The 12,974-nt window shown below is 59.5% G+C and carries 11 protein-coding genes and 1 tRNA gene; 10 read left to right on the top strand and 2 right to left on the bottom strand.

Going from position 1 to position 12,974, the window contains the following annotated elements; all coding sequences use genetic code 11:
• Positions 1–14: 14 nt before the first annotated feature.
• Both AACQ43_RS11140 and AACQ43_RS11135 read right to left on the bottom strand, forming a co-directional pair.
• Entirely contained in the window at positions 15–1,076 is a 1,062-nt protein-coding gene (locus AACQ43_RS11140) for a zinc-dependent alcohol dehydrogenase (RefSeq protein WP_168967610.1), read from the bottom strand.
• Positions 1,076–2,320 carry a class-III pyridoxal-phosphate-dependent aminotransferase gene (locus AACQ43_RS11135; protein WP_168967289.1) on the bottom strand — a complete coding sequence of 415 codons (1,245 nt, stop codon included), beginning with the start codon at positions 2,318–2,320 and terminating at the stop codon, positions 1,076–1,078. Before AACQ43_RS11135 ends, AACQ43_RS11140 begins: the two co-directional genes overlap by 1 nt.
• 984 nt (positions 2,321–3,304) lie before the next feature.
• Here AACQ43_RS11135 and AACQ43_RS11130 point away from each other — a divergent pair.
• The 10 genes from AACQ43_RS11130 to selA all read left to right on the top strand — a co-directional run bounded on the left by AACQ43_RS11130 (position 3,305) and on the right by selA (position 12,972).
• Entirely contained in the window at positions 3,305–3,970 is a 666-nt protein-coding gene (locus AACQ43_RS11130; protein WP_168967288.1) for a 4Fe-4S dicluster domain-containing protein, read from the top strand.
• Positions 3,970–5,841: a hydrogenase 4 subunit B gene (hyfB, locus tag AACQ43_RS11125; protein WP_168967287.1), complete on the top strand. Its 1,872-nt coding sequence runs from the start codon at positions 3,970–3,972 to the stop codon at positions 5,839–5,841. The genes AACQ43_RS11130 and hyfB overlap by 1 nt, the downstream gene beginning before the upstream one ends.
• 1 nt (position 5,842) lies before the next feature.
• The gene (locus AACQ43_RS11120) at positions 5,843–6,796 is read left to right on the top strand and encodes a respiratory chain complex I subunit 1 family protein (RefSeq protein WP_139459172.1); all 954 of its coding nucleotides are present in this window, start codon (positions 5,843–5,845) and stop codon (positions 6,794–6,796) included.
• A gap of 80 nt (positions 6,797–6,876) precedes the next feature.
• Positions 6,877–8,595 carry a hydrogenase large subunit gene (locus AACQ43_RS11115; protein ID WP_040065714.1) on the top strand — a complete coding sequence of 573 codons (1,719 nt, stop codon included), beginning with the start codon at positions 6,877–6,879 and terminating at the stop codon, positions 8,593–8,595.
• Positions 8,596–8,604: 9 nt separating this feature from the next.
• Positions 8,605–9,162: a formate hydrogenlyase complex iron-sulfur subunit gene (locus tag AACQ43_RS11110; protein WP_005345227.1), complete on the top strand. Its 558-nt coding sequence runs from the start codon at positions 8,605–8,607 to the stop codon at positions 9,160–9,162.
• Entirely contained in the window at positions 9,162–9,977 is an 816-nt protein-coding gene (locus AACQ43_RS11105; RefSeq protein WP_168967286.1) for an NADH-quinone oxidoreductase subunit B family protein, read from the top strand. The genes AACQ43_RS11110 and AACQ43_RS11105 overlap by 1 nt, the downstream gene beginning before the upstream one ends.
• Positions 9,970–10,383, top strand: a complete 414-nt coding sequence (locus AACQ43_RS11100) for a formate hydrogenlyase maturation HycH family protein (protein WP_168967285.1) — start codon at positions 9,970–9,972, stop codon at positions 10,381–10,383. Before AACQ43_RS11105 ends, AACQ43_RS11100 begins: the two co-directional genes overlap by 8 nt.
• Positions 10,383–10,874: a hydrogenase maturation peptidase HycI gene (hycI, locus tag AACQ43_RS11095; RefSeq protein ID WP_168967284.1), complete on the top strand. Its 492-nt coding sequence runs from the start codon at positions 10,383–10,385 to the stop codon at positions 10,872–10,874. Before AACQ43_RS11100 ends, hycI begins: the two co-directional genes overlap by 1 nt.
• Positions 10,875–11,087: 213 nt before the next feature.
• Positions 11,088–11,179 (top strand) — tRNA-Sec (locus tag AACQ43_RS11090).
• Positions 11,180–11,493: 314 nt separating this feature from the next.
• Positions 11,494–12,972, top strand: coding sequence for an L-seryl-tRNA(Sec) selenium transferase (gene selA / locus AACQ43_RS11085; protein ID WP_168967283.1), 1,479 nt, complete (start codon positions 11,494–11,496; stop codon positions 12,970–12,972).
• Positions 12,973–12,974 lie beyond the last annotated feature (2 nt).

Here is a 12,974-nt window from a genome sequence, read left to right as displayed (position 1 = left end):
GGTGTCTCTCATGGTCAGTGGATATCCGCAAGACGCACCAGCACTTTGCAGTTCGGTGTGGAGAACGGCACCATGGCCTGGTTGGCAATGTCACAACCGACCGTCTTGAATGCCTGTTGATAGTCCGAGAAATCAAATACATGGCTGATCAATCCGGCAACCGGCACAGCACCATCCCGGATCATGGCGTAGGCCCGTTCAAAGCTGTTGTTCAATGAGTCGATGGAGCCGATCACCGACAGGCTCTTGTCTGCAATGCGCAGCACGTCCAGCCTGGCCTGCTTGTCTTTGAGGGCCACGTTGAGCAATTTGCCGCCCGGTGCCAGCCGGGAGAAGACAAGCTCGGTCAGTTGTCCAGTGGTATCCACGCACAGGTCGATATTGCTCTGCTTGCTGCCATATTCCTGCTCGAGGGCCTGCTCGAAATCCTCGTACATGGGTGTTGACGGCGGTAGGTGTGCCCTCGCGAACTCACGGCGACCCGGGTTGTTTTCCACCAGAAATGGCTTGAGCCCCCGATGATGCAAGACCCATAGATAGAGCATGCCCATGGGGCCGGCACCCACCACGGCGGCACGGATATTGGTGTGGGTGATCGCCAGTTTGTCGACCCCTGTGATGGTGCAGCTCAGGGGTTCGGTCAGTGACGCCGCCTCCATGCTCACGTGATCATCCAGCTTGCGCAGGAAGCCCTCCCTGGCCCGATACTGGTGAGCAAAGGCGCCATCATAGGAGACACCGGCTTCGGTACCCATCTTTTGCTCGCAGTGGTTGGGATTGCCCGTTTGGCACATTCTGCACTCACCGCAGGCATAGGTCGGGTTCACCACGACCCGATCACCGACCTGGAACCGGCTCACACCACGGCCAATCCGCCGTACCACCCCGCTGGTTTCATGCCCCAGCGTCGTCCCTGGCACCGCGACCGGATAGGCACCGCTGATGATGCCGACATCCGTCCCGCAAATACCGCACACTGCAATATCGACCACCACATCATCCGCTTCGAGACACACAAGATCGGCGCACTCAATCACCTCGACCTGCCATGTTTTCACATATTTCAATGCCTGCATCACGCCACCTCCTTGTCCAGGGAATAAACCCGGCGCATCTGGGTAAATGTTTCATCCAGCTTGGTGAGAATTTCCTGCAAATGTTGCTGGGTACAGATCAAGGGAGGGCGAATCTTCAATGCATTGCTCTTGCCATAACGGGCACCACGAATGATCAGACCATGGCTGGCTGCGACCTTGATTGCCTGGGCCGCATATTCCGGCGAGGGAGTATCAAATCCGAACATATAACCCAGCCCACGCACACCAGATATATCGGGGTGGTTATCCTGCAATGCCAACAGACCATCGCGTAAAAATGCCTCATTCTGTTGCACATTGGCGAGAAGCTGTTCATCCTCAATGATATCAATGACCTCGTTCAGGGCGACCAGTGATAACGGGTTGGCCCCTGAGGTACTGGAATGTTCAAATGATTCCAGCACGTCGAGTTTTTGTTTCATCAATACACCTGCCGTGGGAATGCCGATGCCACCGGCCCCTTTGGCAAATACGATGATATCCGGGTCCAGCTCTTTGGCATAACCGTTGCTGGCGAAGAAAGTACCGGTGCGACCAAATCCCGTCTGGACCTCATCGGCAATAATGACGATGCCATTCTTGTGGCAAAATTCTCGCAGAGCCCGGTAGAACGCCTGTGGAATAACGATATTGCCGCCATTGCCCATCACCGGCTCTATGATAAGGCACGCGATATTATCGTTGGATCCCAATTGCAGGATCTGCTCCAGGTCGGGATACCCTGCCAGCGAGGTTTCATCAACTTCCGTCGCCAGTACGCTCGGTGGTGTGGGGATCTTGAACGAGCCAGCAATATTGACATTGAAGTGCTTGATGCGAAACGCGTTGCCCGAGATCTGGGCCGTCGCCAGGGATTGCCCGTGGTGCGACAGGTAGAGCGAGATGACGCCCGAGCGTCTTGTGTACTTCTGAGCCATCCGGATGGCACACTCGACGGCCCCGGAGCCGGACACATCGCGCAGCCAGATCCTGTCTATTGCTGGCGGTGTATATCTGGTCAGCTTTTCGAGAATATGTTGCGAGATCTCCCATGTAAAAGCAGAACTCAGATGCGCACATCGATCAATCTGTTGTTTCAATTTCTCGGCCAGCCGCTTGTGTGTATACCCAAGCGGCAGGTTGAAGGTGCCGGAAGCGGCATCGATGAGTTTAAAACCATCGACATACAAATAGGGCCCATCCCCACGATACCGTGACATGTTTTTTTCAAAAAGATCTTCCATTTATACATTCCTTGATTTGCATATATAAAATTACCGCGTTGATGACCGCGTTATATTTGCGTGCAGGTATATCAGACGACGTGCAGACGCATGCCATCACAGCGAAACAGGATCAGCAGCATGTCTTCTTAAATAAAGTCACTGCAGTTCTGGTCGCAATAATTGACAAGATAGTTGAATAACCAACGTCAGCCATTCACACATGGGTGACCATCTGCTTATATATTGCTGGTGTTCATGCCCTTGTGCGCATCGGCAGATGATATTCACTGGCATATATCACCTGACTGGCCTCTTGACCGTCGGAAAGACTCATAGACATAGCATCAACATGCACGTGAAAGTGGCGAGGACACCCTAAATAAACAGCTACATGGATAATGCTCTGGCTACTTATATATCTCTGCGATAGGCACAACCTGCCGTCATAAATAATCACCACCAACAAATAGTAATAATAGAAATATCTCATATGGATTCGCATGTCACCCAATAGTTTCCAACCGAACCCACGAAAGCGATTTCATCCGGCAGAGCCAGGCAATTAAAAACTTTAACTCCAGATTTAAATTCCAAAATAAAAACCAAATTCGCATATTTCCCTCATTACATTGACAAAAAGACAGTGTTTTATTTCTTTTTTAAGGAGAGATGAGGAAGGTTGAGCAAGCCCGGTCCGACATCCCCTGTGTTCACGGCATCACACCACTGGTTGCCGGCTGCTGGTAAACAGGGCCCGCGGCTCAGGCAACAGACCACCAAACCCGGTGGGAAACTGCTGATGACGAACCCTCCCGGCGGCGTCGTCACAAGTGACGAACGTCACGGTTCGACAGTGAGGCAAGCCCTCGACACCCGTCGACTCGACTTTAAACATCATTTAAAAACAAACAGTTAGATTCATTCAGCCAGGCAAAGCCAAGCTGGCCCGTATCTTGCCAACCTGCCCCTACTTTCTCCGTTCGCGACACGACAAGGTAGGCTATGAACCGCTTCGTTATCGCTGACCCCAAGCTTTGTATCGGCTGTGGCACCTGTATGGCGGCCTGCAGTGAAGTACACAAGGCACAAGGTTTGCAGCAAGCCCCCCGTTTAACCGTTATGCGACACGAGCAGGCGACCATGCCGGTTCAGTGCCGTCACTGTGACGATGCCCCCTGCATCAAGGTGTGCCCGGTCGAGGCAATTCGCCAGACCGGCGATTGCGTGCAACTCAACGAGTCGCTCTGCATCGGCTGCAATCTCTGCGCCGTGGCCTGCCCCTTTGGCGCCATCCAGAGCGGCGGCAGCCGTCCGGTGGCCGTGGCCACCAGTTACGACACCTATATCCCCTGCTCCATCCGCTCCAGCAACCCCTCAACCTCTGCCGGCCTGCGCTGCTTTGGAGAGGATCTGCTGAGCTGGGAGCCGGGCGTGCGCAGCATCGCGGTCAAGTGTGACCTGTGCGAGTTTCGCACGGGCGGCCCCGCCTGTGTCGGTGCCTGCCCCTCCCAGGCACTGAAGCTGGTCAATGACGGCGACACCGAACGCGCCGCCCGTATCCGTCGCCAGCAAGCGGCCGACACCAACCCGCAAGGGGCCTCAGCCTTCTCGGCGCCTGCCACGGCGATCCCTGCATCCGATTTATCCACCACAGAGGGAGTTCGCTGATGTTGTCCCCCCTTGTAATGGCCACGCTCCTGCTTTTTTTGCTGGGCGCTGCCGCCGGTTTGCTCCTGCAAAAGCTGCCCGCACTGGCCAACCGCCTCAATAGCGGCTTTGCCCTGCTGGGCTCGCTCGCGGGCCTGATCGCCGCCATCCAGACCTTTGCTCATGGCGCACCCGTCGATGGCCAGCTCTGGCTGCTGGGTTCGGTTCACCTCGACATGCTCTCCGCGCTGATGCTACTGGTGATTAGCACCGTCGGGGTCACCGTCGCCCTCTACTCCTTTGCCTATATCCGCGAATATCAGGGCAAGGGGGATGTGGCCATCGGCGCGCTGATGAACCTCTTCCTCTTTGCCATGGTGGGCATGGTGCTGGCCGACAACGCGCTCGGTTTCTTGCTCTGCTACGAGCTGGTGACCCTCACCACCTACTGGCTGGTCAAGACCAACCCCGAGGCCGCTAAACAGAGCCGTCTCTATCTGGTGATGAACCATATCGGCATGGCACTGGTGCTGATCGCCTTCTGGCTGCTCTGCCGCGAAAGCGGCTCGCTGGAGTTCGCTGCGCTACGCGAGCACCATCTGGCGGGCGCTTTGGCCTCTCTGGTGTTCCTGCTCAGCTTCTGCGGCTTTGGCCTGCGCGCCGGTTTCGTGCCGCTGCACGGCTGGCTGCCGGTGGCCGAGCCCGTTGCGCCGTCCCATATCTCGGCGCTGATGTCCGGCGTCATGGTCAAGCTGGGTCTCTTTGGCATCTTGCGGGTCAGCATCGATTTTCTCGGCGCCAGCCAGCTCTGGTGGGGCTATGTGGTGCTGATCTTCGGCGCCTGCTCGGCAGTGCTCGGGGTGCTGTTTGCGCTGGCCGAGCATGACCTCAAGCGGCTGCTCGCCTACCACACGGTGGAGAACATCGGCATCATCCTGATGGGGATGGGGATCGGCATGATCGGCATCGCCAACCAGCAACCGGCACTGGTGGTGCTGGGGCTGCTCGGCGCCCTCTATCACCTGCTCAACCACGCCATCTTCAAGAGCCTGCTCTTTATGGGCACCGGCTCGGTGATGTTCCGCCTGCACACCCGCGATATGGACAAGATGGGGGGCCTGGCCAAGCTGATGCCCTGGACGGCGCTGGCGTTCCTGATCGGTGCCATGGCCATCTCGGCGCTGCCGCCGCTCAACGGCTTTGTCAGCGAATGGTTTATCTATCAGTCGCTCCTTTCCATGACCAAGCTCGGCACCTCTGTCGTCGCGCCGCTCGCGGTAGTGATGCTGGCGGTGACCGGCGCCATGGCGGTGATGTGCTTTGTCAAGGTGTACGGCATCTGCTTCTGCGGCGCACCGCGCAGCGAACACGCGAGCCACGCCCGCGAAGTGCCGGGCGCCATGGTGGCAGGCACCCTGCTGCTGGCCGCCGTCTGTCTGGTGCTGGGTCTGGGCGCCCCCTGGATTGCCCCTCATATCGCCAGCTATGGCCAAGCCTTGGTAAGCGGCCAAATGAACGTGGCCACCGGCGCGACCCTGCTGCCGCTCGATAGCAGCCAGGCGATCCTCTCCCCGCCCGTTATCGCCATCACCTTGCTGGGGCTGTTCCTCATCCCGCTGCTGGTACTGGCCATCTTCAAGGGGCCCAAGCTGGGTCGTCGTCACGCTGGCACCCCGTGGGCCTGTGGTTACGCCTACGAGGAGCGCATGAGCCTCACCTCCGGCGGTGTCACCCACACCTTGCGCCAACTCTGCGCGCCACTCTATCGCAAGCAGCCGCAGCTCGATCTGGCCAGCGCCCTGCACGGGGTGAGCGATACCAGCGGGACAACCGGCTGGTTGCTGCACGGTGTGGTGCTGGCACTCTTTATCCTGATGGCTGTAGGAGTCTGATATGCCTGTTCTTGAAATGCCGAGCTGGGGCATGGTTGCCCTCGCCCTGACCCAGGCCATCGCCATGCTGGCGCTGGCGCCGCTCGCCACCGGTTTCAACCGGGTGCTGCGGGCCAAGATGCACTCCCGTCAGGGGCCGGGCCTGCTGCAGGATTACCGGGATATCGCCAAGCTCCTGCGCCGTCAGGAGGTGACCCCCGAGCCTGCCGGCATCATCTTCAACCTGATGCCTGCGCTGCTGATCGCCGCCCTCTTGCTGGTGGGGATGGCGCTGCCGACCCTGACTCACGAGTCCCCCTTCCCTATCGCCGGGGATCTCATCACCGACATCTATCTGTTCGCCATCTTCCGCTTCTTCTTTTCGCTGGCTGGGCTCGACAGCGGCAGCATGTTTGCAGGGATCGGTGCCCGCCGCGAGTTGACGCTGGGCATTCTGGTGGAGCCCATTCTGGTGCTCGCCTGCTTCATCATGGCGATGATGGTGGGCAGCTCGGATCTGGGCAATATCAGCAGCTATGTAGCGACCCAGCCGCTGGCCGCGCCGGTTGCCACCCTGCTGGCTGGCGCCGCCTGCGCCTTCGCGGTGTTTGTCGAGATGGGCAAGCTGCCCTTTGACTGCGCCGAAGCCGAGCAGGAGTTGCAAGAAGGGCCACTCACCGAGTACTCCGGTGCGGGCCTCGCCCTGCTCAAGCTCTCCATTGGCCTCAAGCAGCTGGTGGTGGTGCAGCTCTTTCTGGTCATTTTCCTGCCCTTCGGCAAGGCGGCCAACTGGAGTCTGCCTGCGCTCATCGGCGCGGCGCTGATCCTCGCCTGCAAGCTGCTGGTGGCCTTTTTGCTGGCCGGCATCATCGAAAACGCCATGGCCCGCACCCAGTTCGTGCGCACCCACAAGCTCACCCGCTACGGCTTGGGGCTGGCCCTGCTGGCGCTGCTCGCCTATCTGGTCGGGATCTGAATCATGCCCGCCAGCACAGCAACTTTTTCCGATTTCATCATTTGTGAATGCTCATTCCCGAACATTAAAGTGAGAACTGCATGACCATCGCCATTTCGGATCGCATCGGCTGCGACTACATCCAGCAGGTGCGAGCACAACTGCCCCACGCCATCGTCGACGAGGAGTGGCAAACCGCCGATCAGGCCACCATTACCGTCAAACCCACCAGTCTGGTCGAGACGGCCAGCCTGATCTTCCATCAGCTGGGGGGCTGGCTTCCGCTCTCCTTTGCCAATGACGAGCGCAGCCTCAACGGCCACTTCGCCGTCTACCACGTCTTCTCCATGGAGGGCGACACCAAGTGCTGGATCACCGTCAAGGTGCTGGTGGATGCCGATACCCAGGAGTACCCCTCCATCACCCCGACCATTCCGGCGGCGGTATGGGGCGAACGGGAGATCCGCGACATGTACGGCCTGCGCGCCATCGGCCTGCCGGACGAACGCCGTCTGGTGTTGCCGGACGACTGGCCGGAGGATATCCACCCCCTGCGCAAGGACGCCATGGATTATCGCCAGCGCCCGATGCCAACCACCGACACCGAGACCTACCCCTTCGTCAACGAGCTGGGCAGTGATGCCAACCGCATCGTGCCGGTCGGCCCGCTGCACATCACCTCGGATGAACCGGGCCACTTTCGTCTGTTCGTCGATGGGGAAGATATCATCGATGCCGACTACCGCCTCTTCTATGTCCATCGCGGCATGGAGAAGCTGGCGGAAACCCGCATGGGCTACAACGAAGTGGCGTTTCTGACCGACCGGGTCTGCGGCATCTGCGGCTTTACCCACAGCGTCGCCTACACCACCTCGGTGGAGAACGCCATGGGTATTCCGGTGCCGGAGCGGGCCAAGATGATCCGCGCCGTGCTGCTGGAGGTGGAGCGCCTGCACAGCCATATCCTCAACATCGGCCTGTCGAGCCACTTCACCGGTTTCGACACCGGCTTCATGCAGTTCTTCCGGGTGCGGGAGAAATCCATGACCCTGGCCGAGCTGCTCACCGGCGCCCGCAAGACCTATGGCCTCAACCTGATTGGCGGGGTGCGCCGCGACATCTTCAAGGAAGATCGCATCAAGGGTGCACAGCTGGTGCGCGAGCTCCGTGATGAGCTCAAACCCCTGGTGGCCATGCTGCTGGATACCGCCAACATCTCCTCCCGCCTCATCGGTATCGGCAAGCTCGAGCCGCAGATTGCCCGCGATTTCAGCTGCGTAGGTCCCATGGTACGGGCGAGCGGCTTCAAGCGTGACGTGCGCCGGGTTCACGACTTTGCCGGCTACCGCGAGCTGCCGATGGAGATCCAGACCAAGGCGGGTTGCGACGTGCAATCCCGGGTGCTGGTGCGCATCCACGAGCTCTACGACTCCCTCGACATGATTGAGTTCGGCCTTGAGCACCTGCCGGAGGGGCCGCTTTTGACCGAAGGCTTCACCTACCAGCCGGGCAAGTTTGCGCTGGGCTTTACCGAGGCGCCCCGCGGCGAGAACGTCCACTGGAGCATGACCGGAGACAACCAGAAGCTGTTCCGCTGGCGCTGCCGCGCCGCCACCTACGCCAACTGGCCCGCCCTGCGCTACATGCTGCGCGGCAATACCGTGGCGGATGCGCCGCTCATCATCGGTAGTCTGGATCCCTGCTACTCCTGTACCGACCGGGTTACCCTGGTCGACCCCAAGAAGGGCAAATCCACCGTGGTCTCCTACAAGGAGATCGAGCGCTACGGCATCGATCGCAAAAACTCTCCGCTGAAATAAGGGGTCATCATGATCAAGCTGTTCAAGACCATCCTCAAGGCTGGCACCCCGACCGCCAAGTACCCCTTCGCCCCTTACGAGGTGAACCGGGATTTTCGCGGCAAACCGAAATATCAGGCGGATCAGTGCATCGCCTGCGCCGCCTGCACCAAGGCCTGCCCGGCCAATGCGCTGGTGATGGAAGTGGATATGGAGACCGGCGAACGACGCTGGGAGATCTCCATGGCGCGCTGCATCTTCTGCGGCCGCTGCGAAGAGGTGTGCCCGACCCGCGCCATCGCGCTCTCACCCGAGTTCGAGCTGGCGGTGACCAACAAGGCGGACCTCTATGAGGAGGCCCGCTTCGCGCTGGCCCCCTGTACCCTGTGCGGCACCTACTTTGCCCCGAGCAAGCTGGTGGCGCTGGTGGAGGACACCCTCAAGCAGGCGGGCACACCGCTCGCGACCCCGGAGCGACTGCACCACTGCCCCGACTGCAAACGAAAACAGAGCATGCTGAGCCAGCCTGACTCGGCCCTGATCACACCGATAGCCACACCGATGGCCGCACAAAAGGAGTGGATGTGATGAGCAAGATCAAAGGCATAGAACCGGTTGTCGGCCATGCCCATACCCGCGCCGTGCCGCTGGCACAGGATCCCGAGATCACCAAACTCAAGAAGACCCTGCTCAAGGACATTCGCCGCTCGGCCTATGTCTACCGGGTCGATTGCGGCGGCTGCAACGCCTGCGAGATCGAGATCTTCGCCACCATCACCCCGCTGTTCGATGCCGAGCGTTTCGGCATCAAGGTGGTCGCCTCCCCCCGCCACGCCGACATCCTGCTCTTTACAGGCGCGGTGGCCCGGGCGATGCGGGTACCGGCACTGCGCGCCTACGAGGCGGCGCCCGATCCCAAGATCTGCATCGCCTACGGCGCCTGCGGCTGTGACGGCGGCATCTTCCACGACCTCTACTGCGTATGGGGCGGCACCGACAAGATCGTGCCAGTGGATGTCTATATCCCCGGCTGCCCTCCGACACCGGCGGCTACCATTTATGGCTTTGCGGTGGCGCTTGGTCTGCTGGAACAGAAACTCAAAGCCACCAGCCACGAGGTGCAACCGGGTGAGCGGGTCGAGCTGCGCCACACCGGCATCCCCAACGAAATCCGGGTAATGATCGAGCGCGAAGCGCGCCGCATGGCCGGTTACCGTCAGGGGCGGATCATCGCCGACGAGTTCATGGCCCTGCTCGAAGGGGCAACCCAGCAGGATGTGGATCTGCGCATCCAGAGCTACCTCGATCAGCACGACGACCCGCGCCTCTCGGAGATCGTCAACAACCTCGCAAACGCCTGCCTCAACCGGGCGGCCGGCAAGAGAGAGGCGGTGCATGGCTGACGAGGTTTTCTTCTATCGCCTCTCGCGCAAGTTCGTCGACGAGCAATTCGACGTGCCGGAAGAGGCCAAGGAGGTGATGTACTACAGCCTCGCCATCGGCCACCACCTCGGCATCGTCGATTGCCTGCGAGCAGACCTGGTCTGCTCGCTGACCGGTTATCGCGACTGGGTAGCCAAGCTGCCAGAGGGGAGCGAAGCGCGCCGCAAGATGGAGGGGTTTCTCACCTTTGGCGAGATCACCATCTATCGCGAGCACTGCCATATGCTGGCCTGCGCCTTCGACCGACTGCGCAAGGCAGGCAATCTACTCGATGAGCAGGAGCTGGGCTGGACCAATACCTTTATGGATCAGCTCACCGCCCTCTTTAACGACCCTCATATGTACCTGATGGTAAGGAGCCGCTGATGGGCTGCAATCTCGTGTTGACCGTGGGCAATGCCATGATGGGGGACGACGGTGCCGGCCCCTATCTTGCCGACAAACTGCAGGCCGCCCCCCTGCCCGGCTGGATCCATATTGACGGCGGCATCGCGCCGGAAAATGTGGTCTACAAGGTGCGGGAGCTGCAACCTGAGCGGGTGGTGCTGGTGGATGCCGCCGAGATCGGCGAGAAGGCGGGAACCCTGCAGGTGATCCCCCCCGAGACCATCGCCGAGATGTTTATCTTCTCGACCCACAATATGCCGCTCAATTTCCTGATCGACGAGCTCAAGACCTTTGTCCACGAGGTGATCTTTGTCGGGGTACAACCGGCCATCGTGGCGTTCTCCTTCCCGATGACCGAGATGGTGAGCGAGGCGATGGATTATCTTTATCAGCATCTTGATGCCGCCAGTGACACCAGTCTGTTAATAGATAAACTGGATCAGTGGAATATTGCCAACGCCAAGCGGTGATTATTTAGCGAGTTGTTAACGACCGTTATTGGCCGACGGTTCCGGCAATGTGATCGAGGCCCGATGTTAAATTAAAAACATCGGGCTAATTGTGCTGAACTTGATATAAAACAAGGTTCTTTGATTTTTTCAAAAAATCGCTAACCCTCGCTTTTTTATGACAAAAAAAGCGTTGCCAGTCACAGAAATTTGCCACAAAATGGCGACCGTAACGGAAGTTGATGGGGTCTGGTGGCCTCCTCGGTCTTCAAAACCGATGTGAGCCGAGAAGGCTTTGGCAGGTTCGATTCCTGCCTCTTCCGCCAAATTTATCTATTGAACAAATACTCTCTCGCTGAATTTTTCGGCCTGGATGTTATTTCCATTGTTTGTTCAACATGTATGAAATAATACCTTAAGAAAGGTGCTTTCCGCTTGCCAATATAATCCGAACTCAGGTTATCTCGCTGGCCAAAAATTAATTTATCAGCATCGCTGCAGCATTAATTTATACCCGCTCATTGATGCACCCAGTTTGCACTCATCCGCAAATCGCCAGCAGTGCCATAACCCGTCAGCTCGGCCTATCTATCGGCAAACCGGTGCGCACCCCGAACCCACGCACTGCACTGGTAATCCCATGCCGAACTCGTCTCACGCGCCAGCCATCCCCCACCGCCAGCCCGCATCAGGTCAGGCTGCCGACGATTCACTGCCAGATTCACAGCAACTGCCCAGCCAGCAACCAACGCGCCGTCTGCCGCAAGTGGAGCAGCTGCTGCAGCAACCCTTTCTCGCCGGGTTTATCGAGACGCTGAGCCGCCCGCTGGTGACCCAGGCGGTGCGCGACACCCTCAGCGAGCTGCGCCAGAGCGAAGATTTTCGCCAGCATGGCGTTGCCCCCGAGCAGATCGAGGCGCTGATTGCCAAACGCTGCCAACAGCAGTTGCGCCAGCGTCAAACCCGGGTGATCAACGCCACCGGCACCCTGGTGCATACCAATCTGGGGCGTTCGCCGTTAAGTGCCGATCTGTGGGACGAGGTACGTGACCTCAACACCGGCTACAACAATCTGGAGCTGGATCTCGCCACCGGCAAGCGCGGCGGGCGCAAGGGGCTGATCGCCCCCCTGCTCCGTTACCTCACCCAGGCCGAGGATTCGCTGGTGGTCAACAACAACGCCGCTTCGCTCTTTTTGCTGCTGCAGGAGGTGGCCAAGGGGCGCGAGGTGATCGTCTCGCGCGGCGAGCAGATCCAGATTGGCGGCGGCTTTCGCATTCCCGATATTCTGGCGCTCTCCGGCGCCAAACTGGTGGAGGTGGGCACCACCAATATCACTACCGCCAAAGATTACCTGGATGCCATCACGGATCAGACCGCGCTGGTGCTGATGGTGCACAGATCCAATTTCGCCATTCGCGGCTTTACCGAATCACCCGATATCGGCGAGGTGGCGCGCGCCCTGCCCGAGCACGTGGTGCTGGCGGTGGATCAGGGCTCTGGCTTGACCACCGAAGAGTTTGCACCGGATGAAACCTCGGTGCGCCAGTACATCAAGGCGGGGGCGGATCTGGTCTGCTACTCAGGCGACAAGCTCTTGGGAGGCCCGCAATCGGGCATCATCAGTGGCCGCAGCGACCTTATCAAGCGGCTGGAGAAGCACCCCATGATGCGCACCTTCCGCCCGAGCCGCATCGTCTACTCCCTGCTCGAACGCCTGCTCATCCACAAGCTCAACAAATCCCCCGTCGGTGAGGGTATCGCCCAGCGCACCTTGAGCAACCCGGCAGCCATGCAGGCGAGAGCCTCCCGGCTGATGACCGCCCTGCCCGGCTGTTTTGTGCCGGTCCCCGCCCAGCTGGTGGTGGGTGGCGGCACCTTGCCGGACGAGTTCTACCCGGCGCCCGCGCTCGAATGCACCGACCCGCGCCCGGCCCAGCAGCTGCTCGATGATTTGCGCGAACTGCCCGTCCCTGTCATCGCCACCGTGCGCCAACAGAAGGTGCTGCTCAATATGGCGACCCTGCTGCCAGCGGAAATGGATCTGTTGATCGCCCAACTCAAGGAGTTGCTGCTCCCCGCACCGTTCAATGCAACAAATGCGACTGAGGAGCCCTGATC

The sequence above is a fragment of the Aeromonas sp. DNRA1 genome, from assembly GCF_963888745.1.
Classification (GTDB): domain Bacteria; phylum Pseudomonadota; class Gammaproteobacteria; order Enterobacterales; family Aeromonadaceae; genus Aeromonas; species Aeromonas hydrophila.
This window is presented reverse-complemented; position numbering and strand designations above follow the sequence as displayed.

What these genes read in the sequence shown, in the direction of transcription:
- AACQ43_RS11140 (WP_168967610.1), bottom strand. Translation starts at nt 1,076, where the DNA reads ATGCAGGCATTGAAATATGTGAAAACATGGCAGGTCGAGGTGATTGAG.
- AACQ43_RS11135 (WP_168967289.1), bottom strand. Translation starts at nt 2,320, where the DNA reads ATGGAAGATCTTTTTGAAAAAAACATGTCACGGTATCGTGGGGATGGG.
- AACQ43_RS11130 (WP_168967288.1), top strand. Translation starts at nt 3,305, where the DNA reads ATGAACCGCTTCGTTATCGCTGACCCCAAGCTTTGTATCGGCTGTGGC.
- hyfB (WP_168967287.1), top strand. Translation starts at nt 3,970, where the DNA reads ATGTTGTCCCCCCTTGTAATGGCCACGCTCCTGCTTTTTTTGCTGGGC.
- AACQ43_RS11120 (WP_139459172.1), top strand. Translation starts at nt 5,843, where the DNA reads ATGCCTGTTCTTGAAATGCCGAGCTGGGGCATGGTTGCCCTCGCCCTG.
- AACQ43_RS11115 (WP_040065714.1), top strand. Translation starts at nt 6,877, where the DNA reads ATGACCATCGCCATTTCGGATCGCATCGGCTGCGACTACATCCAGCAG.
- AACQ43_RS11110 (WP_005345227.1), top strand. Translation starts at nt 8,605, where the DNA reads ATGATCAAGCTGTTCAAGACCATCCTCAAGGCTGGCACCCCGACCGCC.
- AACQ43_RS11105 (WP_168967286.1), top strand. Translation starts at nt 9,162, where the DNA reads ATGAGCAAGATCAAAGGCATAGAACCGGTTGTCGGCCATGCCCATACC.
- AACQ43_RS11100 (WP_168967285.1), top strand. Translation starts at nt 9,970, where the DNA reads ATGGCTGACGAGGTTTTCTTCTATCGCCTCTCGCGCAAGTTCGTCGAC.
- hycI (WP_168967284.1), top strand. Translation starts at nt 10,383, where the DNA reads ATGGGCTGCAATCTCGTGTTGACCGTGGGCAATGCCATGATGGGGGAC.
- selA (WP_168967283.1), top strand. Translation starts at nt 11,494, where the DNA reads ATGCCGAACTCGTCTCACGCGCCAGCCATCCCCCACCGCCAGCCCGCA.